The organism is Paenibacillus sp. FSL K6-2393 (assembly GCF_038002545.1).
Classification (GTDB): Bacteria; Bacillota; Bacilli; order Paenibacillales; family Paenibacillaceae; genus Paenibacillus.
Window position 1 is genome coordinate 4,527,126 of the sequence record NZ_JBBOCU010000001.1, and the last position, 21,272, is coordinate 4,548,397.

Here is a 21,272-nt window from a genome sequence, read left to right on the forward strand (position 1 = left end):
GATTACATCCTTGATTATACACCCTTCTGTTCACGAGATTCAAAGGGAAGGCCTCGACTACTAGGGCTACAGGTATTAAAAACGGTAAAGACGGCTCCGAATCCTGATCTACCGAGGGCGATCATCATGTCGGAGCCGTCTAATTAAATTAGCATCTTATACAAATCACACTATCATATCAATGATGAATCAATATGAACCCGCGCCTTCAAATGTGCCATTAACAAAATCCATTTTGTTGTACTTCTCCTGGTTACCTGCAACATCTGTACTATAGTATTCTACCACCTTGACATCGGGAGCATAAAACTTGACGGGTCCTTCATACGTGTTCCATGCTCCCCCATTGATTCGATATTGCGTTGTTTTAACGCCCGAACCTTTGACTTCGTCCGTTGCCTGAAGTCTGAATGTAAATCCTTTAATGTACACCTTCCCGTTCACAGTATCTGTAATAGGAACTAATCTGTACTTGGTTACTGGAGGTGTAATATCTGCATCTTTCTTAAGTACGATATTAAACGTATTATGATCTCCTTGTACGAGGGGAATGTTCTGAGTCGATTTTAAGTACCCTGCTGCTTCTCCCGTTATAGTTATGGTGCCTGTTGGCACGCGCTTTATGAAATAATTCCCTTGAGCATCCGTTGTTGTTGTTGCCAAGCCTCCGGCATTCACTTTAGCTCCACTCACTGGATTGCCCGCCTCATCTACTACTTTCCCCCGTACATGTGCGGCTTCTGTCAAAACAACATCTACGATTAAGGTTTTTCCAGCCTGAACATTCAAACGATCCTGTTCATAAAGCATATAATCCGCAGAATCTACCCAGATCGCAATGTTCGGATTGTAGTCGAAATCAAGCCCAGTAACGGCATACCGACCTTGCTGATCTGTTTTAACCGGGCGATCCAAGGCCCCTGTTACTTTGACCAGGGCATCTGGAATCGGTTTGCCTGTTTGATCGGTTACAGACCCTACAATCGTAGAAGGTTCATATAGCTCGAAATTAACCAGAATCTGTTCCCCTTCTGACAAATAGTAGGTATTACGGTGCCTGTCAGTCACATAGCCCTCTGCTTCAATTATAAAACTAATTTCCGTATAATCCTGGACAGACTCAAGTATAGAATAACTTCCAGTACCATCTGTCTTTACGCTTTTTTCAGTTTCTTCCCCTTGATATCTAAGGGAATACTTGATTGTTGCATCCTGGATAGGAAACCCTTCAAGATCAGTAACTTTACCTGATATTTTTGCCTGTGTAGACGGATCTGCTGCATAAGAAACTCCAGAATACATGATTCCAAACAAAATGAAACATAAAGATAGTGTACTTAGTCGAATTATCCATTTGATACTTGTCTGCATCTTCTCACTACACCTCACCATTTATTTTTATGGATCAAACATTCCTCTATAGCCTCTTTAATTAACTGACTAAAAGCTCAAGTTTCCAGAATTCTCCGTCCCAAACATATTGCCAAATCCCCTGTCCACCGTTCATGGTCTCGCTGATATCCAGCACTTCCATCCGAGGACACTCCCATACTCTTTTTACCGTGTTGCTCGAAGCGTTCTGAAGCTCTTCCATACATCCCACCAACCTCTTTTTAAATTTTTCAACGTTCTTATTTTATTATAAACGATACGATTTGTATCTAAAAATTCTGAAATATAATGATTTTATCATCATTGCTCTTTCCTCTTTTTTATGATTCTATACTTAAATCAAAAAAAGCCGCAGTTCCTGTATGAAGAGGAACTACGACCTTAGTATATTAACTAATTCAAAACTAAAACGAATGCAAAGATAAGACATAATTAAACTTGTACTTCGAAATAACTAATCGACTCACATTAAACAAAGATACATTTAGTATCAATCAATACAGCAATAACTTCGAGTGTAATTCTTAAAAAGCATTAACAATATGATTCACAGAGACAGTCTCTCCTGCTTGATCAAGCATTACGGCAATTACATCAAAACGGATCTGAAGTTCCGTCTCTCCCGTCATTTGCAAATACACAGATGCGGTTGAACGTACCTGCTGCATTTTACGCATATCAACCGATTCCTGAGGTGTACCGTACTGAGCGGCTCCACTTCTGCTTCTTACTTCCACAAAGACAATCAGGCCCTCGCAGGAAGCAATGATGTCAATCTCACCGCTACGGCAACGCCAGTTCTGTCTAATGATCCGATAATCGTGCTCTCGCAACCATTGACAGGCAGCCTCTTCACCTAATCGGCCTTTCTGCTGTCGTGTGAGCTTTAATCCTGGCTCCTGACCCAATCTACGTTCTACCATGACTCATTTTCCTCACGTCCTGAGGCCATTCGATCTGCACGGTAGACATACGTTAGCACCTCTGCGACCAGTTGATACAGTTCTGCCGGAATCTGTTCATCCAGATCCAATTTGGAGAGCACCTCCACAAGTGCTGCATCCTCCTGAACAGCCACGCCGTTTTCTCTGGCTTTATCCAGAATGGCTTCTGCCACTTTGCCGCGCCCCTTGGCTACAACAACAGGTGCTTCACTCTCTCCAGGGACATACTTTAGGGCAACCGCCTTTTTGGAAAGCAGGTCCGGTTGTGACGACTCGTCTTTCATACCTTCAAGTCCACCCCTTTGTATCGTTCAGGACTATAGTCCGAGGCCCGCGTTTTTCGTTCCGCGCCCGGTTCCTGCCCCACAGGCCACGGTTCCGCCTTGAAGGTCAGCAGTTGATAGCCCAGCTTGTCCAATGCCTGATGGATTACCTCTCGTCCGCTCTCCAGGAGCGGTCCCATTCCTTCGCGATCATTTAATACACGCAGACTGACAATGTTATTAACCACATGGACATCTACCAGAGTAGGCCCAAGACTTTTCATATCCAGATCAAACCATAGACGGCAGTTGGACGCATCCAGCTCACCACGAGGTCCACGACGTGATTGAATCTGAACAGACGCCGTTTCTTCCCCGTCCGGTCCAGTGATCGGAATAAACCAGTGCATCTGTGCAAATGTAGCACTGCGATCTGTCGTCAGCAATAACTGCTGACCTGTCAGATATTGCACCGCTTGTCCGGCGGCATCCTTAAGCGCCGCCGGTGCACCTTCGCTGCTGGCAAGCTGCAGCAGCAAACCCTTCAGCGTGTCCGCATTTGCCGGACTCGCCGCATCCCCCACGCGCGGCTGCGCTGCCGCGCCGTGAACGGCCTGCTGCTCGTGCTCCGCACCGAGCAGCTTCAGCACGCGCCCCACCCACGGGTCCCCCTCGTGGGTGACAGGCGCGTGCACTGCCGCAGCTCCCGCAGGTGCTGCGGCACTACCGCCAGCCGGCGGCGCATCAGCGCCGGCTGGCAACGGCTGCGGCACGCCTCCGGCAGCCGCAGCCGCACTGGCCGCCCTGCGATGCAGGGGCGGCCTGTACTGCCGCACCAGGCTGTGCCGGTGCGGCAGTGGACGCGCTGCGCAGGGCGTCCAGCAGCGCCAGCAGCTTGGGCGCCAGCTGCGCTGCCGTAGGCGCTGCTGGCGCCGCCTGGCCTGCTGCGGACGGAGTCCCCGCAGCAGCAGGCGTTTCAGTGCGGCCGTCAGTTCGCCCGGCCGCGCCTGCTTCAGGCTGGCCTGCACTTGCACGGCCTGCCACAGATTCAGCTGCCGCCCCTGGTGTACCCGGGCGGCTCCCAGCTTGCCCCGCGTCAGCACCGCGCGGGCTCTCTCCAGGTATTCCGGTTCCAGACGGAATACCCGCACCTCCTTTGCCAGCCGTTTCAACGTTGCTGGCAACTGCCTTGGCCCCGGCTTCAGCATTTCCTGCGCCTGCGACGTTCTGCTGGTTTCCTTTCATCGCAGTACCTGCATCCTCTGCCCCGCCATCCGTCATGGATATAGATCCTGCCAATGCCGCTTGTCCTTGTTGCGTTGACAAAGCAGGTGTTCCGGTTACAGTCACCTGACGACCACTACCTGATACAGCCAATCCTTCTTCCGTCTGTGATGCATTTGGTACAGCAGGTGCACCAGCCAAGACTGCTGGTTTCAACGTAGCAGATTGTTCTCCAGGCAATACCGGTTTACCTGTTGTTTGAGTAAGCATCGTTTCCAACTGGTCAGCCAACCCGCTTAACAACTGATGCAAAGGGGGGCCAAACACCGTCTGGTGTAACCCTTTTACTGTTTCCGCCGTAACCGGAAGGCCACGCTGAAAAGCAATCCCTGTCGCCTGCACCCATTCTTCCACAGGGACCTGTGCAGGTTTGGCAGTCATCATATTCTGGACCATAGCCACATTATCCTTCGTTAGCGGCACTCCGCTACGCTGCATGGCAAGTAACAGTTCCCGGTTCCCTTTTGTATCCGGCAGTCCTACATCCTTAAGCAGGTTGTTCAGCGAAGCTTGTGGCAGCTCAGCAAGTGTTCCGGACATAGGTTTCATTACCGTTATGCCATTTTCACCTGGAGGCTGCACTTGAAGCAACGTGGTCTCACCCGGACGGAGTGGAGTCTCCAACTTGGCGCGTACCTGCACACCTTGAATCTGCAGAACTGCTTCTCCCCCATCATCGGATACACTAACGACGGAGCCACGAACCACCTGACCTTCCTTTAATTCAAGCGGTTTGGCATTGCCGGGCTTACTATCTCCCATTAACCCCTTAATCATGGAACCGATATTCAAATCTCTCCCCCTCCTTTCTTCAAACCTGTGTTAAAACAAAGATTGCTGCTCTCCAAGCAGGTTGCCGAGAAAACTGCGTCGATGCATCGGGGTTGCCCCCAATGCCATAATTTGCTCCCGATGAACTTTTGTTGCATATCCTTTATGTATCGACAAACCATATTCCGGATATAACGTATCCCATTCTTCCTTACACAGCCGATCTCGCGTTACCTTGGCAATAATAGATGCCGCTGCGATCGATTGACTATTAGCATCACCTTTAATGATGGACAGTTGAGGTACATTGACATCTACCTTCTCGGCATCCACCAGCATATAATCAGGAGTTTCTCCCAATGCTTCAACAGCTCGTTTCATCGCAAGTCTCGCAGCCTGCTTGATGTTAAGCCGATCAATTGTCTCTGCATCCGCGTACCCGATACCTACCGCCAGCGCTTTTTCCATAATGATGTCATATAATGCATCACGTTTTTTCTCCGTCAATTTCTTGGAGTCATTCACACCTTCCAGAATGAGATCCTTCGGTAAAATAACCGCCGCTGCGACAACATCCCCAAACAAACAGCCCCGTCCTACCTCATCAATACCAGCAATACGTTCAAATCCACTGTCCCAATACTCCCGCTCGTAGATCAGCAGGTCTCGAGGTTCACTGGCTTCTTTTTTCTTCTTCGGTCCAACCGGGGTATCCAGTAGATTCAACCCGATCTCTTCATTATTTTCAACCATAACGCTCATCTCCTCTACCCACGCTTTTTCAGCATGCGTATCACTTACAACTTTTTTATAATATAGACGTAGATCCTCTGTCTTTTGTTCTGTACAACCTGTCACTCTCAGCAAAACTTTTCCTTGAGATTTACAATATAAAGATAGTGATGTCTTCATTTATCGGTATTTGATGGTTTAAATTGAATATATCAGACCTCGACTAATCTAAATTGCACCACCATTCATCATAGCACGATTTAGACGCACCTGATATATAGGCCAGCCAATTCCATAAAGCGTACTGTTCTTCAATCCTCTTCCATTTTATCGTTTCGACATATGTTCCAGCGCTACTTCCGCGTTTGTATACACAAAAAAACGACCGCTCCGGGTAATCCGGTAACGGCCGCTTCTTTCGGCACTTGTATATATGAAATGAACAGATAAAGATAATGATCTTCATCGTGTAGAGTCCATTTTTTTAATAGGGAGCTTCCATAGAAAAACGTCCCATTTTACCCGCGCGCAATTCACGCAGAAAAGCTCGTGATGCCTTTTCCAGATCAATGCGTCCACCGCTTACAACACATCCACGGACACGGCCGACTTGTTCCATAATCGCAATAACACTGTCTGAATCATCTGCATCCTTGGAGAACTCCTGAAGTCCGTATCTCTCTTCCAAAGCGTCCCAGTAATAACGCATCAGGTAACTGATTCCAAAAAAGGCAATATCCTCTGCATTCAGAATTTCCTCTTTGATTGCACCTGTTACGGCAAGACGATAACCTACATTTTGATCTTCAAACTTAGGCCACAGAATACCCGGAGTATCCAATAACTCCATTTCTTTGCCTACCTTGATCCACTGTTGCCCCTTCGTCACACCAGGACGATCTCCTGTTAACGCAATACTCCGTCCAGCCAGTCGGTTAATCAGTGTGGATTTACCTACATTGGGAATCCCTACGATCAACCCGCGAACCGCACGAGGATTAATCCCTTTAGCAATTTGACGGTCAATTTTTTCTTTAAGAAGAAGCTTGGCCTGCACGGGAATATCTTTAACATTGGTTCCCGTCGAAGCATCTACAGGAAAAGCGGTAATTCCTTCTTTTTTGAAATATTCAATCCATTCTTGCGTCACTTTGGCATCTGCCAAATCCGATTTGTTCAACAAAATCATCCGGGGTTTATCCAGCAATATTTCGTCAATCATCGGATTACGGCTGGAGACAGGCAGACGGGCATCCAATAGTTCGATGACCACGTCGATGAGCTTTAACTTATCCTGAATCTGGCGTCTGGCTCGAGTCATATGACCTGGAAACCATTGTATCGTCACCTTGTCTTCACCTCATTATTTACTTCAATTTCAGTGGTTGATCCACTTAATCTCACCGATCGGCCAGAAAATCACATCTGCACGACCAATAATATCTTTTAACGAAACATAACCGATCATACGGCTGTCTGTACTATTTGGACGGTTGTCTCCCATGACAAACACATGACCTGCCGGCACTTTGCCATCAGGGAACTGCTCATTCGGGAAATCCTTCACGTTATAGGTTCCACCATTTGCTTCAGCTGCATCAATGGCTCCTTGAATATACGTTTCATCAACCTTTTTACCGTTAACCATCACGGTGTCGTCCTGAACCTCAACTGTATCACCTTCTACAGCAATAACACGTTTAATGAAATCTCGACCTTCGGATGGTACGTGGAAGACGATAACTTCACCACGCTTCGGTTCTCTGATATCATATAAGATCTCGTTGACGATCACACGTTCACCCGTTTCAAAGTTCGGCTGCATGGACGGACCGTCCACAACAAACGGTTTGAAGAGCAACCACCGAATCAGAATGACGAGAACTAATGCGATAACAATGGCTTTAAGCCATTCAACAATTTCATTTTTGGCTTTTTTGGATCGACTGTTTTTCTCTTCGGCAGGATTGCCCCGGTCATGTTGAACTTCTTGTTCCATTCAAGATCTTCCTCTCTTCACAGTACATGTTTATAGCAGTACACACATCCAGCATTCTGTATCGTTCCAATAACTCCATGGATGGATACAAAACATTCACATCAGTTATGTAATCTTTCACCAAGCATTACAGTACATTTAATCCACAATTCAAATGCCTTCAAGAGGTTGTTCAAAAAGTCGGTACTAAAACCGGTCTTTTGAACACGCACTTCAATAACTGATTTTACAAGCCTCCCGGACTATTCACCGCATGTGTTGCCATACCATTTTACTCGGAAGTGTACCTCCGGTTCAACTTTTCCCGGACAAAAACGAAAAGGGCTTGTCTCCAAGCCCTTCCCGGTATCCGTTATATTAACGAATTTCTTTAATTCTCGCTGCTTTACCGCGTAGTTCACGAAGATAATAAAGCTTCGCACGACGCACTTTACCACGGCGAGCCACTTCGATTCTATCGATTTTTGGGGAATGAAGCGGGAAAGCTCTTTCCACACCTACACCGTAAGAAATTTTACGAACTGTAAAAGTCTCACTGATTCCACCACCACGGCGTTTAATCACAACACCTTCGAACAATTGGATACGCTCACGAGTTCCCTCGATTACCTTAACGTGCACTTTCAAAGTGTCACCAGGACGAAAACTCGGAATATCCTTACGAAGTTGTTCTTGTGTAATCGCTTGAACGATATTCATCTATGACTCCCTCCTTCCGTACAGGCGTTCATACTTCTTCCAGAGATCACCTTGTCTCCTTCATTATCCATAGAGGACCGCCGTATTCCACATAACAGACTTATTGTATCACGCAGCATATCAAAACACAAGAGAAATTAAACAAATGCCTATTGTTCAATCTGCCGCTCTGAAACTCATACATCACATGTTGACTTCATTCTAAAATACATTCTCTCATATGGACCGTGAATCAACGCTCTCATCTGCAAGTCAAGCTGATACAGGAAAAAATACTGTAACTTCCCGTGTAGAAATATCGTCTATGATATAACTTAATGACCACTTTAAAAGGAGAACCCCAAGACTCATGAAATATTGGAAAAAGATCACACTTGCCCTACTCGCCATGCTCATATGCTCCATTACACTGTATGCATATGCCGTAACTCATCCAACGAATGCACTGTCACACAAAGCCTGCACATCCTGGGACATAGTCAAACGCAAAGCATTCGAGCTGTCACACACTGACTTCTCTAACCAATCTGCGCTGGATCGTTCTACCTTCAAGATTGAACAAGGTACTGCTACAGAAGTTCCTGTACTGATGTATCATTACATAGAGCCCAAATTGAATAATCACGAGACAGATAATAAATCCATCATTAATCTGGAGGATTTTGAACAAAATATGAAATACCTGCATGATGCAGGTTACACAACGATTACATTGAATCAGCTTGAACAATATGTTAGCGGGAAGATTTCCCTACCACAAAAATCCATTGTAATTACCTTTGATGACGGATACCAGAACAATTATACATTAGCTTACCCTGTGCTTCAGAAATATAATTTTCATGCCTCGCTGTTTGTCATAGGCAGTAAAATTCAGGATAAACCTTCGGTATTTGAGCCCGCCATCAACAGTTTCATCTCCAAGCCAGAGATGCAGGCAGCAACCGACGTATTTGAATTCAACAGCCATACCTATAACCTGCATCACAAGGGATTTATGCGCTGTGGTAACAGTGTGCCTGTCGGTCTGGACACCAGTCTTCTGGATGATGATATCCAGCGTATGAAGCAAACCGGAATAGACACACCTTATCTGGCATATCCTTTTGGTTATACCAGTACACAGATGATCTACAAGTTACAACAACATGGATATCGCATGGCCTTTACCGTAAAGTCCGGATTTGTGCATCCAGGAGATCATCCAATGAAGCTGCCTCGCTTGACGGTCACCACAGGTACTGATTTGGCGACCTTGCTTCAACCCGAATCCAGTCCGCAGAACGAATCATCTGCATCGGAGAATGACCAATAAAATCTAGACTTTAACTTCACCGCCCGGATACAGAGTCGAGTTATACAGCCTTTTGAGCTGTGGCTTGGCTCTTTTTGCATCGGTAAGTGATAATGTCATCGGAGAGCTGGAATAAATCACTGCTTCCTCTGCGTCATAGATAATGATCTGTTCTTTCCCCGTCTGAACCAGGTCTGCATGTACCGCATATCCCTCTTTCGGGAATTCAGTAACCGTTTTCATATCTCCATCTATCAAAGAAGGCAACACATCTCCACCTCGGCGATATGCCAAAATATAATCGAGTCCACCCTCATCCCAGTTACATACAGGCTCTATAATGGTTAACCAGCCACGAGTCGTGCGATTTTCTTTCCAAATTTCTTTCCCTGCACTATCCAGCATGAACATTCCATCCTTACCATGCTCATCCCCTCGGACAATCCGGTCCAGGCCTGCAATCTGTAAACCTTCCATTCCAGTACAAAAATGACCCAATGCAATATGCTGTGATTCAATCGAATCTTCATAACGCCACTTCTCATTACCATAGCGGTCCATCATGACCGTGACACTGCCACCGATAACAACCTCAACTTCCCCATCACCGTCAACGTCTCCAAACCATATACAGTCAGCATGATCCTCGAGATTATGACAAGACCATAATAAAGTCCCATCATGATCCAGCATGTCATATCCGGCCATCACTTCATCTTTCCCATCTCCATCGATATCATATACCCATGGAAAATGTCCTGGATTCCCCTCATGCTTCCATAACAAATTGAAATCATGGTCAAGTGCCCATAACGTCTTATAGCGGTCTTTCAGTATAATGTCCATTCTCTGCTGATTACCCGTCAGGTTGGCGAGAATAATGCAGTCATGTGCTTCATCATCTGGCAGATCACGTGTTTCTTTGATCTCTCCGGTCCGGCCATCCAACACGAGAAATTGTTTGTCCATGACACACAATACTTCATTATTTCCATCTCCATCCCAATCTGCGATCTGAGCGGGATAGTCTGAACCCGGACCACCTGCATCGGGATCAGGAGTTCCAACCTGCCATAGTAATGTTCCTTCCAGATCAAACGCAGTCAAACAACATACCTGATGCGGGACATACCGATCGTCTATACCCCCATCTGCCTGTACCAGCAACATTTCAAGTCTGCCATCCCCATTCAGATCTCCCAAAAGCATTTTGCAGCGTTCTCCGCCTTCGCTAATATCTACTCTGGCGATTTCATAAGGCTGATGATTCATAACCTTCCTCCTCAGCTATCTACCTTTATTATTCAGTTCCAGCTGAGTTCACCATAAAGAAAATCCCTTTCTTTTACACCCCTATTTAGAATCATGCAAAAAAGTTCAAAGCTGCAAAAAAGTGCCTACGTAATTAAACGACTTAAATGAATGGTTTTAAACCCACTCTAAAAACTCAAGACGATTGCCAAAAGGATCATTTATATAGAATCGTCGTACACCTTCATCTGCTCTTGCTTCGTCATCGACAATATGAATTTGGTTATGAATGAGATGATCACGTAACTGATCCAATTGTTGTACATGAAATGCCGGATGAGCTTTTGTAGCGGGAATAAAATCTTTTTGTACCCCAATATGCACTTGGTGTCTGCCACACTCGAACCATACACCACCCCGTTTTCTCAGAATTTCAGGTTTGGGAATCTCCGTCCAGCCTAACACGTTATTGAAAAAATGACGTGCCTCCGCTTCACAACCTTCTGGTGCTGCGAGCTGAATATGATCAAGACCAATAATATTGTAAGTCATTCTCACACCGCCTTTCGTTTCATTTAATGAAACTTAGTTCCATTAATTATACTTGTATTTTATAGAATAGACTAATGAAAATCCAGTTCTCTTTTCAATGTACACAAAAAAAGCCAACCTGTAGTATCAAGGTTGGCCCTTTCGAACTCTGGAAAATAATATTTACGTGTTTATACGATACAAATACTTACTCTGTGCTATTTTCACGGTTTGAGCGTATCTTTTTCAGCCAAACTCGCTCTTTATCCGTCAAATCGGCCGTTTCCAACATCTCCGGTCTGCGCTCCAGCGTACGAAGCAACGACTGTTCTCTGCGCCATGCCTCAATGTTAAGGTGATGTCCCGACAACAGCATATCCGGTACTTTCATGCCCCTAAACTCGGGTGGACGTGTGTAGTGTGGATATTCGAGGAGTCCAGTACTGAATGAATCCGTCACCGCACTTGTCTCATTGCCAAGCACTCCGGGTATAAGACGTACGATGCTGTCGATCGCAACCATAGCAGGTAACTCCCCACCCGTGAGTACGTAATCACCAATGGATAGTTCATCCGTCACGAGAAATTCGCGAATACGCTCATCGTAACCTTCATAATGTCCACATATAAAAATCAGATGATCTTCCTGCACAAGTTCTTCTGCTTTTTTCTGTGTAAACGTCTCACCTTGCGGACACATTAGAATGATACGTGGAGCTTTCATCGTTGCCGAGGCTTCTCCGCGTTGCTCCAGAACATCTTCTACAGCAGCAAAGATCGGATCTGGTTTCAGCACCATACCTCCGCCTCCGCCATAAGGGGCATCATCTACTGTATTATGTTTATTGGTCGCATAATTTCGGAAGTTGGTTGCACCAAGGGATACGAGCCCCTTCGTTTGAGCTTTGCCCAGAATGCTTGCTCCGAACACACCATCAAACATCTCCGGGAATAGCGTTAATACATCCACTTTCATGTTACAGCAGCCCTTCCATCAGGTGAATCTTCACTTGCTTCTGTTCGATGTCCACATCAAGTACTACATCATCAATAACGGGAATCAGCACTTCTTTACCAGCTGGCGTTTTGACAACCCATACATCATTGGCACCAGGAGTCAGTATTTCAGAGATCGTTCCGAGCGTTTCACCCTCTTCGGTGATGACCGAACACCCAACGATTTGATGGAAGTAGTATTCACCTTCGTCCAGCTCAGCCAGGTTCTCTTTTAACACTTTGGCCATGCCGCCTTTAAACTTTTCTACTTCATTAATGTTGCCGTACTCTTTCAGACGAAGAATATACATATTTTTATGCAAACGTGAAGATTCCACGTTAACCATGACTGGATGATTATCTGGTGTAAAGAAAAACAACTCTGCATTTTTCGCAAAACGCACTTCCGGGAAATCAGTTAAAGGCATGATTCTCACCTCACCGCGAATTCCATGCGTATTAACGATTTTACCTACATTCATAAACTCTGCCATATTTCCTCCTACGAAATTAAATCAAACTAAACAGCTACTTCGACTCTCGTACGGTCGTTCCGGCGACAGTTCGTTCTTTCGCTGGCTGTTACCCCCTCATTTTTCGAACTTAATTTAAAAGGTGAAAATGAGGTGATTGCGTATGCTTCCGATGTAGCTTTCTTTCAGAAAGCTTTAAGGCGAACGCTAACGCTTCTCCAGAATCGATCCCGTCCCCTGCACTGCTCCGAAGTCACTCATACCCCAAAATATTTTAATTCAATATCTAATCCAACTTATTAAGTTCAGCATGCACGAAAAGGGGCTAGGACATGCATCCTAACCCCCTTTCGTATATCTTTAAGATATGATATCAACGGTAACCCGTTTATCCATCTTAACTGCTGCTGATGTGACGACCGTACGAAGTGACTTCGCGATTCGTCCCTGTTTACCAATCACCTTCCCGACATCGTCAGGATGAACGGTTAACTCATAAACGACAAGCCGGTCTTTCTCAACCGTCCGAACCGCCACATCTTCCGGATGATCGACTAAAGCCTTAGCAATTATGCTTACTAATTCTTCCATAGATGACCCTCCGAATCAGCACTTTATTTAGATAATTTAGACTCGTGGAACTTCTTCATCACGCCCGCTTTGCTAAGCAAGTTGCGGACAGTGTCAGATGCTTGTGCACCGTTTTGAAGCCATGCCAATGCTTTATCTTCATCGATCTTAACAACAGCCGGTTGTTCAACCGGGTTGTAGTAACCGATCTCCTCGATAAAACGACCGTCACGTGGGGAACGGGAATCCGATACCACTACGCGGTAGAAAGGAGCTTTGTGAGCACCCATACGTTTCAGACGAATACGAACTGCCATTTGAAAATTCACCTCCTTCAATGAAATCTGTATATGATCCAGCTTCGCTTAAATCAACGGAAAGGAAACTTCATTCCTTTACCCATACCTTTAAGCTGCTTCATCGCTTTATTTTTGCCGCCTTTAGGTCCCATCATATCCGAGAACTGTTTCATCATGCGGCGCATCTCATCAAATTGTTTGATCAGACGATTTACTTCAGCCAGAGATGTTCCACTTCCGGTAGCAATACGCTTCCGGCGGCTATGGTTGATCATGTCCGGGTTACGTTTCTCCTCGGTCGTCATTGAGTAAACGATCGCTTCGATCCGGCCCATCTGTTTATCATCAACCTTCAGGTCCTTGGCTTGTTTCATCTTGCCCATGCCGGGAATCATATCCATGATCTGGTCGATTGGTCCCAGCTTTTTCACTTGATCCATCTGCTCCAGGAAATCTTCAAACGTGAATTCTGCATTACGCATCTTCCGTTCCATTTCCTTGGCTTTATCGGTATCAATGTTTAATTGTGCTTTCTCAATCAGAGATAACATATCACCCATACCGAGGATCCGTGAAGCCATACGTTCTGGGTGGAAAGGCTCCAAAGCGTCAAGTTTCTCTCCAAGGGAAGCAAACTTGATTGGACAACCCGTAACTGCTTTGACGGAAAGCGCAGCACCACCACGAGTATCTCCATCCAGCTTTGTCAGTACAACCCCGGTCAGATTAAGCTGCTGATTAAAGTGTTCTGCTACGTTAACCGCATCTTGACCTGTCATACTGTCTACGACAAGCAGTACTTCATCCGGATTCACTACGCTGTGAATCTGGCGAAGTTCTTCCATCAGTTCTTCATCAACATGCAGACGTCCAGCTGTATCGATAATAACATAGTCATTACCGTTATCTTTGGCATGTTGAAGACCTTGACGTGCGATCTCAACAGGGCTTGTCTGATCTCCCAGTGTGAATACCGGCGCTTTGATCTGCTCGCCAAGTACTTGCAACTGTTTTATCGCTGCCGGACGATAAATATCTCCTGCAACAAGCAATGGTCTGCTGTTTTGCTTTTGCAGCATTTTAGCCAGTTTACCCGATGTGGTTGTTTTACCAGCACCCTGCAAACCAACCATCATCAGCACCGTAGGCGGTTTGTTCGCTTTAGCCAGTTTTGCTTGGCTTCCACCCATCAAATCCGTCAGTTCCTTGTTAACGATGTCGATGATGACCATTCCTGGCGTGAAGCTCTCCATCACTTCTTTGCCAACAGCCTTCTCTTTCACCTTGGCGATGAATTCCTTGACCACTTTGAAGTTTACATCCGCTTCGAGCAATGCCAGACGTACCTCGCGCATAGCCTCGGCAACATCTTCATCAGACACCTTGCCTTTGCCGCGCAGCTTGCTGAACACATTCTGTAATCGGGTCGTTAATCCTTCAAATGCCATGATCCCACCTCCTTAAGCTTTAATACTGTTTTCAAGACCGATACGTTCCGCTCAGCCAATATTTCATTCGCTAAGCTGAGCAACGATATCGTGTATTTGTTTGTTGTTATCAATGGAGACGCCTGCGCGTTCCAATGCATTTTGCAAATCTTCAAGATTGCGATTACGCCGTTCATGCTTTTCCAGCAAGCCCAGCTTGCTTTCGTAATTTTCCAGCACTTGTTCGGCACGCTTGATATGCTCGTATACCGCCTGGCGGCTGATCTCAAACTCGGCTGCAATTTCACCAAGTGAGAAATCGTCATGAAAGTAATACTTTAGAAAAGTCTGCTGTTTCTCGGTAAGTAACAATTCATAAAAAGCAAACAGCAAGTTAATCCGGTTTGTCTTCTCAAGCCGATTTTCTTGACTCACATCGGGGCACTCCCTTCGTCAAGGAAAAACACTTTACACTCTTGCAACGTTCCTAATAATACCTAAAACAAATCAGGTTGTCAAGCAAAAATACTTGTCACAATAAAAACAGCTCTGATGATATGTTATTTCGATGTTTAACGGGTGGTTTATACCCTTTTCGCTACAAGCAAATCCTGTCTGTATCTCTGCGATCCACCTCTATGTAGAAGAAAAAACGAATGCGTCTCAGTCCGTGGAGATGCATCCGTTTATGGTGTTCTAGCGAAGTGGTGTCAGATACAGCAGTACCATAAAGAAATGAAGAATACTGCCTGCTAACACAAAGAGATGCCAAATCGCATGGTGGTACGGAAATCCACGCCATACATAAAAGAGCGTACCCAGTGTATACATCAGGCCTCCAGCAACCAGCAGCACAATGCCGCCTGTAGGAATGGTAGCCATAAGAGGTTGCCAGGCAATAACGATGAGCCAGCCCATCGCAATATAGAAAATCGTGGACATGAATAGAAACTTTTTCGTAAAAAACGCCTTAAAGATCACGCCGAATAATGCGATACCCCAGATTATACCGAACAGAGTCCATCCAAGTGTACCGCGAACAGCAATAAATAAAAGCGGAGTGTACGATCCCGCAATAAACAAATAAATGGAAGAATGGTCGAAAATCTCAAATAAATCTTTCACTTTTCCATCTTTCCATGCATGAACGAGTGTAGAGCTTGTATAGAGCAGCAGCATGGTGATCCCGTAGATCGTGAAACTGACCACATGCCAAGCCGTGCCTTTCATACTTGAAAATACAATCAATATCACCAGTGCAGCTACACTGAGTGCAGCGCCGATTCCATGTGTCACCGCATTGGCGACTTCTTCACGGCGAGAATAGGTATACGTATTGGCCATTTTCAACTGTCCTTTCTAACCCTTTAACATTGCCTTCTTTATTCCCATTATACACGTATTGCCAGTGACATTACACGTGACACTTATCACGTATATCACTGGCAATACGGTTAACATTATTAATTCAACCTATTATTAAGGATTCTAGGAATTAGCTTCCTCTTCTTCAGCACTTTCCGCTGGCTGTTCCTGGATCAATCCGGCGAACAAAGCATGCACAAATTGCTCCGAATCAAACGGCTGCAGATCATCAATCTTCTCACCCAGTCCTACGAGCTTCACAGGCAAGTCCAGCTCCTGACGGATCGCAACAACGATCCCCCCTTTGGCTGTTCCATCCAGTTTCGTCAGTACGAGGCCAGTTACACCGCTTTTCTCACCAAAAAGTTTAGCCTGATTTAAGGCATTTTGACCTGTTGTTGCATCCAGTACCATCAGTACTTCATGCGGAGCATCCGGAATTTCACGCTGAATGACACGATAGATCTTGTTAAGCTCGTCCATCAGGTTCGATTTGTTTTGCAGACGACCTGCTGTATCACAGAGGAGAACATCCGCACCCCGTTGTTTCGCTGCCTGCACCGCATCATACATAACCGCTGCTGGATCAGAACCAGATTGCTGTTTGATCACATCGACGCCGGCACGTTGTCCCCATACTTCCAGTTGTTCAATGGCTCCGGCACGGAACGTATCTCCAGCTGCCATGATGACTTTTTTACCTTGCTGTTTAAATCGATGTGCCAGCTTGCCAATCGTTGTTGTTTTACCAACACCGTTAACACCAACGAACAAAATAACGGTAATGCCATCCGGATTCATTTTCAATTCATTATTCTGTTCACCGCGAAGAAGATCCGTCAGTTTCTCAGACAGTACAGGCTGCAGCTCAGCCGCGTCCTCGATTTTGCGTTTTTTCACCTCAACGCGCAGGTCTTCGATCAGATTCATGACTGTATTCACGCCAACGTCTGCTCCGATCAAAATCTCTTCCAGTTCTTCATAGAACTCTTCATCGATTTTTTTGCGGCGGATAACGAGATCCGACACTTTTTCCACTAACCCTTTACGTGTCTTTTCCAATCCATCCTTGAACTGTTTGGTGACCGACTCCGTTTTGCTTGCAATGCTGTCTCTCAGCTTTTTAAAAAAACTCATAAAGCCCCTCCATCGTGTACATAATCTAAGCGCTTTTGCAAAAATGCTCAATCTGAATGATTTTCAATAATTACAATGAGTTCATTTATCCGCAGGTTTGGATCAGATCAGGCAATTACTGCTTCCTCATCTTCCAGTTTAACCGAAACAAGCTTGGATACTCCGCCCTCTTCCATCGTAACACCGTACAGCACATCAGCCTCTTCCATCGTACCTTTACGATGGGTAACAACGATGAACTGTGTCTGTTCAGAGAATTCACGCAAGTACTGGGCAAAACGTACCACGTTAGCTTCGTCCAGCGCTGCCTCTACTTCATCCAGCACGCAGAATGGTACAGGTTTGACATGCAGAATAGCAAATAACAAAGCCATCGCCGTCAAAGCCCGCTCCCCACCGGATAACAGTTGCAGGTTTTGCAGTTTCTTGCCTGGTGGCTGAGCCACAATATCTATTCCCGTTTCAAGCAAACGCTCCGGGTCCATCAGAACAAGGTCAGCACGTCCCCCGCCAAACAGCTTGGTAAACACGGTACCGAACTCACGGCGGATTGCATCAAACGTGATCTTGAATCGCTTCGCCATCTCGTCTTCCATTTCCCGAATAACCTGATACAACGTTGTTTTGGCTTCCACCAGGTCATTCTTCTGTTCACTCAGGAACTCGTATCGCTCATTGACCCGCTGGAACTCCTCAATCGCTCCCAGGTTAACATCACCCAGGGCGGATATACTGCGCTTCAGCTTTTGTACCTCTGCCTGTGTATGCTCTACGTCTTCCGGCACAGGATAACGCTCTTTGGCCAGTTCATAGCCCAGTTCGTATTCATCCGTCAGCTTTCGCAGTATATTTTCCAGCTCAACATCCAACCGGTTCACGGAAATTTCTGTTTGTCGCATCTGCTCTTCCACTGCTTTTAACTGCGTACGCTGTTCCTTCGTTTCGCTCTCGGCAAGCTCAAGCTTTTTCGACAACTCACTTCGGGCAGCACGTTTGAAGTCCAGCTCCTGGGAAGCTTCCGCTTTTTTCAGCTTGTACTGGTTCAGATCTTCAATCTGTTTGACACTCTCGGTTTGTGTTTTCTTGAGATCTGCTTCCATCGAAGCTAGCAACGTGCGATTCTGACGCAGATCTTTGACCAGCGACTCTACTTCCCGCTCCAGACGCCGCAATTGTTCCCCATTGGAGAATCGCTCCTGATCGAGCTTGCCTTCGCGTACTTTCAGTTCGGTGAGTTGGCTCTGCAATTCTTCCTTCGCGGATTCATTGGCTTTTCGGGCAAACTCAGCTGCATGAATGGCACGATGAGTCGCTTTTTCTTCCTCTTCAAGCTGCTCCAGCTTCTTCACAGCAACGATGCGAGCCGTATCCAGCTCTTTGATCTCTTCGGTAAACCCGCTCTTCTCCTGCCCGGCAACGGCCACCTGTTCAAGCACGTGGCGAAGCTCATGCTCTACCTGCTTCATTTCCATCGAAGCCTGCTGTTCTGCATTTCGGGTATCGTCACCGGACTGACGAAGTTCATCCAGTTTGTCCTGACACTGCTCCAGTTGAACTTTTACATCATCCACACTGCGATGCAGTTTCACGATCTGATTTTCGGTATCCAAAATATCCTGGTCGAGCTGGTCCAGCTGCCGTTTCCGGCTGAGCAGACTCACATTTTTCTTGTGCTGGCTACCACCCGTCATGGAACCACCCGCATTGACCACGTCACCTTCAAGCGTCACAACCCGGAAACGATACTGGCAGCGAGCCGCAATTTTGTTCGCGACCTCCAGCGTTTCAGCAATAATAACATTACCTAACAGACTGCCAATGATCGAAGCATACTTGGATTCGAATTGTACGAGATCAGCACCGATCCCCACAAAGCCCTCCATGCCTTCAATCATGGAACGTTCAGCCGCGCCAATGGCACGTGGGCGAATGACATCCAGAGGCAGGAACGTTGCACGGCCCAATTGACGTTGCTTAAGGAAAGCGATTGCCTGTCTGGAAACTGATTCATTTTCCATGACCACATGTTGCAAGGATGCTCCCATTGCTGTCTCTACCGCAAGCTCGATCTTTTCGGGAACTTTAACGAGTTCAGCCACAGCTCCATGAACACCGGTAAGCGTGCCCTTACGCGAAGCCTTGAGAACCTCCTTGACACCCAACATGAATCCGTCAAAATCATCCTGCATCTCTTTCATCGTATCGCGGCGGGAGACCTGAGCTTCACGCTTCTGTTCCCATTTACGAACTGTGCCCCGACTTTCTTCGAGCAGCTTCTGCAGCGACTGGAGTCGTTCACTTTCCGTAATGTAACCACCACGTAGATCACTGATTTCTTTGCCCAAGCGAACAACTTTTTTCTCGATGTCCGCTTTGCGACTTTCCAGTGTCTCTTTCTGCTCTTCCCATTTGCCTGATTCTTCAGCCGCGCGATTCATTCTGCGCTCCAGCGTTTCTTTCTGCTGATCCACATAACGAATTTCATTGCGTGTCTGAGCCATCTGATTCATCAGTTCCAGCAAGTTGCCTTTGAGGCTTTCCTCTTGCTGCTGACTAATGCCACCTGTAACACCGATGAGTTTGGCTTCTTCCTGGGACAACTGATTTCTCACATCATTCAGTTCATGCTCAAGTTTGCCAAACTTCTCACGCAGTGCAAGCAGCTCGGTTTCCCGTTCGGAATGTCTCTCTTCACTGGCAGCAAGTGTTACTTTGAGCTGCTCCTGATTTGTTTGCAGATGGTGGGAGCGCTCCTTGAGCAATTCTCCAAGCCCTTCACTTTTCTCTGTCGCTTCACTGAATTGCAATAAAGCGGCTTGCAGTTGCTCTGTCTCTGTTTCTAGGATACGCAGCGCATTCCGATCATTTTCCAGCTTGGCATCATGCGTAGAGACAATCGCTGCGAGTCCAACCTCTTCGTGTTTTAGCGATTGCAGGCGCTCGTTCGCCTTACTCCAGGACGCATGAATCTGTTCGATCTGGTACACATACATGGAAATTTCCTGTGATTTGAGCTGAGAACGAAGTTCCTTATAGTGGATCGCTTTCTCTGATTGTTCTTTTAGCGGTCCAATCTGATCTTCGAGTTCAGTCACCAGGTCATGAATACGCAGCAAATTCTGCTCTGTCTCATCCAGTTTGCGCGTCGCATCCCGCTTGCGGGATTTATATTTAACGATACCTGAAGCTTCTTCAAAGATGCCTCTGCGATCTTCTGAACGGGTACTCAGAATCTCTTCGATTCGCCCCTGTCCAATAATCGAGTAGGCTTCCTTACCGATGCCGGTATCCATAAACAACTCTGTGATATCCTTCAAACGACAAGATTGCTTGTTAATAAAATATTCACTATCTCCGCTGCGATGTACACGACGAGTCACCGTCACCTCACCGAAATCCAATGCAAGTGCATGATCCTCGTTATCAAGTGTTAGCGACACCTCACCGAAATTAACGGCCTTCCGTGCGTCACTGCCTGCAAAGATGATATCTTCCATTTTGCCACCACGCAGCGACTTGGCACTTTGTTCCCCCAGAACCCAGCGAATTCCGTCTGATATATTACTCTTGCCACTTCCGTTCGGACCTACAACAGCCGTAATGCCACGAACGAACTCCATCTCCGTTTTGTCGGCGAATGACTTGAATCCACCCAATTCAATCCGTTTTAAAAACATAGGGTTTCTCGTCACCTCCTCTTGCAAATTTCAAGTATTGCATTCCAGCGCCTAAATAAATTGAACCATTGCATTACACATGATCACTCCAATTGCAATACCATCCTCCGATTGCGATTGGTTCTGCACTCTTCGTTTTGTGTAAAATACGGTTCAACTTATTAGTTA

The 21,272-nt window shown here is 46.2% G+C and carries 22 protein-coding genes; 1 reads left to right on the top strand and 21 read right to left on the bottom strand.

Going from position 1 to position 21,272, the window contains the following annotated elements:
* Positions 1-189 precede the first annotated feature (189 nt).
* The 10 genes from MHI14_RS19940 to rplS form a co-directional block, all read right to left on the bottom strand.
* Positions 190-1,371, bottom strand: coding sequence for a carboxypeptidase-like regulatory domain-containing protein (locus tag MHI14_RS19940; protein WP_341131082.1), 1,182 nt, complete (start codon positions 1,369-1,371; stop codon positions 190-192).
* Positions 1,372-1,432: 61 nt separating this feature from the next.
* Positions 1,433-1,594 (bottom strand): paeninodin family lasso peptide, encoded by a 162-nt coding sequence (locus MHI14_RS19945; protein WP_133384312.1) that lies wholly within the window; start codon positions 1,592-1,594, stop codon positions 1,433-1,435.
* Between the two features lie 322 nt (positions 1,595-1,916).
* Positions 1,917-2,315, bottom strand: a complete 399-nt coding sequence (locus tag MHI14_RS19950) for a YraN family protein (protein ID WP_341131083.1) — start codon at positions 2,313-2,315, stop codon at positions 1,917-1,919.
* Entirely contained in the window at positions 2,309-2,620 is a 312-nt protein-coding gene (locus tag MHI14_RS19955) for an EscU/YscU/HrcU family type III secretion system export apparatus switch protein (RefSeq protein WP_036609395.1), read from the bottom strand. Before MHI14_RS19955 ends, MHI14_RS19950 begins: the two co-directional genes overlap by 7 nt.
* Positions 2,617-3,372, bottom strand: a complete 756-nt coding sequence (locus MHI14_RS19960; protein WP_341131084.1) for a hypothetical protein — start codon at positions 3,370-3,372, stop codon at positions 2,617-2,619. The genes MHI14_RS19955 and MHI14_RS19960 overlap by 4 nt, the downstream gene beginning before the upstream one ends.
* A complete protein-coding gene (locus tag MHI14_RS19965; protein WP_341131085.1) occupies positions 3,344-4,660 on the bottom strand; it encodes a hypothetical protein in 1,317 nt (438 codons plus the stop codon). The genes MHI14_RS19960 and MHI14_RS19965 overlap by 29 nt, the downstream gene beginning before the upstream one ends.
* A gap of 45 nt (positions 4,661-4,705) precedes the next feature.
* A complete protein-coding gene (locus MHI14_RS19970) occupies positions 4,706-5,407 on the bottom strand; it encodes a ribonuclease HII (RefSeq protein ID WP_091031930.1) in 702 nt (233 codons plus the stop codon).
* Between the two features lie 463 nt (positions 5,408-5,870).
* On the bottom strand, positions 5,871-6,734 hold the full coding sequence (gene ylqF, locus MHI14_RS19975) for a ribosome biogenesis GTPase YlqF (RefSeq protein WP_062833774.1): 864 nt from the start codon (positions 6,732-6,734) through the stop codon (positions 5,871-5,873).
* 30 nt (positions 6,735-6,764) lie between these two features.
* Positions 6,765-7,385: a signal peptidase I gene (gene lepB / locus MHI14_RS19980; protein ID WP_017689211.1), complete on the bottom strand. Its 621-nt coding sequence runs from the start codon at positions 7,383-7,385 to the stop codon at positions 6,765-6,767.
* 357 nt (positions 7,386-7,742) lie between these two features.
* Entirely contained in the window at positions 7,743-8,084 is a 342-nt protein-coding gene (gene rplS, locus MHI14_RS19985) for a 50S ribosomal protein L19 (protein WP_024630190.1), read from the bottom strand.
* A 349-nt stretch (positions 8,085-8,433) separates the two neighbouring features.
* Between rplS and MHI14_RS19990 the strand changes: the two genes are divergently transcribed.
* On the top strand, positions 8,434-9,399 hold the full coding sequence (locus MHI14_RS19990) for a polysaccharide deacetylase family protein (RefSeq protein WP_091031932.1): 966 nt from the start codon (positions 8,434-8,436) through the stop codon (positions 9,397-9,399).
* Positions 9,400-9,402: 3 nt separating this feature from the next.
* Here the strand turns inward: MHI14_RS19990 and MHI14_RS19995 are convergent, their stop codons facing one another.
* From MHI14_RS19995 to smc, 11 genes are all read right to left on the bottom strand, one after another.
* Complete coding sequence (locus MHI14_RS19995; protein WP_133384309.1) at positions 9,403-10,650, bottom strand: hypothetical protein; 1,248 nt, start codon at positions 10,648-10,650, stop codon at positions 9,403-9,405.
* Between the two features lie 156 nt (positions 10,651-10,806).
* The gene (locus MHI14_RS20000) at positions 10,807-11,181 is read right to left on the bottom strand and encodes a VOC family protein (protein WP_341131086.1); all 375 of its coding nucleotides are present in this window, start codon (positions 11,179-11,181) and stop codon (positions 10,807-10,809) included.
* A 187-nt stretch (positions 11,182-11,368) separates the two neighbouring features.
* Positions 11,369-12,136 carry a tRNA (guanosine(37)-N1)-methyltransferase TrmD gene (gene trmD / locus MHI14_RS20005; protein WP_133384307.1) on the bottom strand — a complete coding sequence of 256 codons (768 nt, stop codon included), beginning with the start codon at positions 12,134-12,136 and terminating at the stop codon, positions 11,369-11,371.
* 1 nt (position 12,137) lies between these two features.
* On the bottom strand, positions 12,138-12,650 hold the full coding sequence (rimM, locus tag MHI14_RS20010; RefSeq protein WP_091031941.1) for a ribosome maturation factor RimM: 513 nt from the start codon (positions 12,648-12,650) through the stop codon (positions 12,138-12,140).
* A gap of 339 nt (positions 12,651-12,989) precedes the next feature.
* Positions 12,990-13,220 (bottom strand): KH domain-containing protein, encoded by a 231-nt coding sequence (locus MHI14_RS20015; protein ID WP_024630185.1) that lies wholly within the window; start codon positions 13,218-13,220, stop codon positions 12,990-12,992.
* A gap of 23 nt (positions 13,221-13,243) precedes the next feature.
* The gene (rpsP, locus tag MHI14_RS20020; RefSeq protein ID WP_017689219.1) at positions 13,244-13,516 is read right to left on the bottom strand and encodes a 30S ribosomal protein S16; all 273 of its coding nucleotides are present in this window, start codon (positions 13,514-13,516) and stop codon (positions 13,244-13,246) included.
* Between the two features lie 53 nt (positions 13,517-13,569).
* Positions 13,570-14,946: a signal recognition particle protein gene (ffh, locus tag MHI14_RS20025; RefSeq protein WP_062833767.1), complete on the bottom strand. Its 1,377-nt coding sequence runs from the start codon at positions 14,944-14,946 to the stop codon at positions 13,570-13,572.
* Between the two features lie 63 nt (positions 14,947-15,009).
* On the bottom strand, positions 15,010-15,360 hold the full coding sequence (ylxM, locus tag MHI14_RS20030; RefSeq protein WP_017689221.1) for a YlxM family DNA-binding protein: 351 nt from the start codon (positions 15,358-15,360) through the stop codon (positions 15,010-15,012).
* 261 nt (positions 15,361-15,621) lie between these two features.
* The gene (gene trhA / locus MHI14_RS20035) at positions 15,622-16,269 is read right to left on the bottom strand and encodes a PAQR family membrane homeostasis protein TrhA (RefSeq protein ID WP_133385935.1); all 648 of its coding nucleotides are present in this window, start codon (positions 16,267-16,269) and stop codon (positions 15,622-15,624) included.
* 144 nt (positions 16,270-16,413) lie between these two features.
* Positions 16,414-17,427: a signal recognition particle-docking protein FtsY gene (gene ftsY, locus MHI14_RS20040; protein WP_091031943.1), complete on the bottom strand. Its 1,014-nt coding sequence runs from the start codon at positions 17,425-17,427 to the stop codon at positions 16,414-16,416.
* A 107-nt stretch (positions 17,428-17,534) separates the two neighbouring features.
* The gene (smc, locus tag MHI14_RS20045) at positions 17,535-21,104 is read right to left on the bottom strand and encodes a chromosome segregation protein SMC (protein ID WP_339309125.1); all 3,570 of its coding nucleotides are present in this window, start codon (positions 21,102-21,104) and stop codon (positions 17,535-17,537) included.
* Positions 21,105-21,272 lie beyond the last annotated feature (168 nt).

Excerpts from the sequence above, each read along its gene's own strand:
- ftsY (WP_091031943.1), bottom strand. The coding sequence starts at position 17,427 with ATGAGTTTTTTTAAAAAGCTGAGAGACAGCATTGCAAGCAAAACGGAG.
- MHI14_RS19950 (WP_341131083.1), bottom strand. The coding sequence starts at position 2,315 with ATGGTAGAACGTAGATTGGGTCAGGAGCCAGGATTAAAGCTCACACGA.
- MHI14_RS19945 (WP_133384312.1), bottom strand. The coding sequence starts at position 1,594 with ATGGAAGAGCTTCAGAACGCTTCGAGCAACACGGTAAAAAGAGTATGG.
- MHI14_RS19995 (WP_133384309.1), bottom strand. The coding sequence starts at position 10,650 with ATGAATCATCAGCCTTATGAAATCGCCAGAGTAGATATTAGCGAAGGC.
- rpsP (WP_017689219.1), bottom strand. The coding sequence starts at position 13,516 with ATGGCAGTTCGTATTCGTCTGAAACGTATGGGTGCTCACAAAGCTCCT.
- MHI14_RS20000 (WP_341131086.1), bottom strand. The coding sequence starts at position 11,181 with ATGACTTACAATATTATTGGTCTTGATCATATTCAGCTCGCAGCACCA.
- MHI14_RS19940 (WP_341131082.1), bottom strand. The coding sequence starts at position 1,371 with ATGCAGACAAGTATCAAATGGATAATTCGACTAAGTACACTATCTTTA.
- ffh (WP_062833767.1), bottom strand. The coding sequence starts at position 14,946 with ATGGCATTTGAAGGATTAACGACCCGATTACAGAATGTGTTCAGCAAG.
- lepB (WP_017689211.1), bottom strand. The coding sequence starts at position 7,385 with ATGGAACAAGAAGTTCAACATGACCGGGGCAATCCTGCCGAAGAGAAA.
- rplS (WP_024630190.1), bottom strand. The coding sequence starts at position 8,084 with ATGAATATCGTTCAAGCGATTACACAAGAACAACTTCGTAAGGATATT.
- MHI14_RS19990 (WP_091031932.1), top strand. The coding sequence starts at position 8,434 with ATGAAATATTGGAAAAAGATCACACTTGCCCTACTCGCCATGCTCATA.
- MHI14_RS20015 (WP_024630185.1), bottom strand. The coding sequence starts at position 13,220 with ATGGAAGAATTAGTAAGCATAATTGCTAAGGCTTTAGTCGATCATCCG.
- MHI14_RS19970 (WP_091031930.1), bottom strand. The coding sequence starts at position 5,407 with ATGGTTGAAAATAATGAAGAGATCGGGTTGAATCTACTGGATACCCCG.
- smc (WP_339309125.1), bottom strand. The coding sequence starts at position 21,104 with ATGTTTTTAAAACGGATTGAATTGGGTGGATTCAAGTCATTCGCCGAC.
- trmD (WP_133384307.1), bottom strand. The coding sequence starts at position 12,136 with ATGAAAGTGGATGTATTAACGCTATTCCCGGAGATGTTTGATGGTGTG.
- MHI14_RS19955 (WP_036609395.1), bottom strand. The coding sequence starts at position 2,620 with ATGAAAGACGAGTCGTCACAACCGGACCTGCTTTCCAAAAAGGCGGTT.
- MHI14_RS19965 (WP_341131085.1), bottom strand. The coding sequence starts at position 4,660 with ATGATTAAGGGGTTAATGGGAGATAGTAAGCCCGGCAATGCCAAACCG.
- rimM (WP_091031941.1), bottom strand. The coding sequence starts at position 12,650 with ATGGCAGAGTTTATGAATGTAGGTAAAATCGTTAATACGCATGGAATT.
- trhA (WP_133385935.1), bottom strand. The coding sequence starts at position 16,269 with ATGGCCAATACGTATACCTATTCTCGCCGTGAAGAAGTCGCCAATGCG.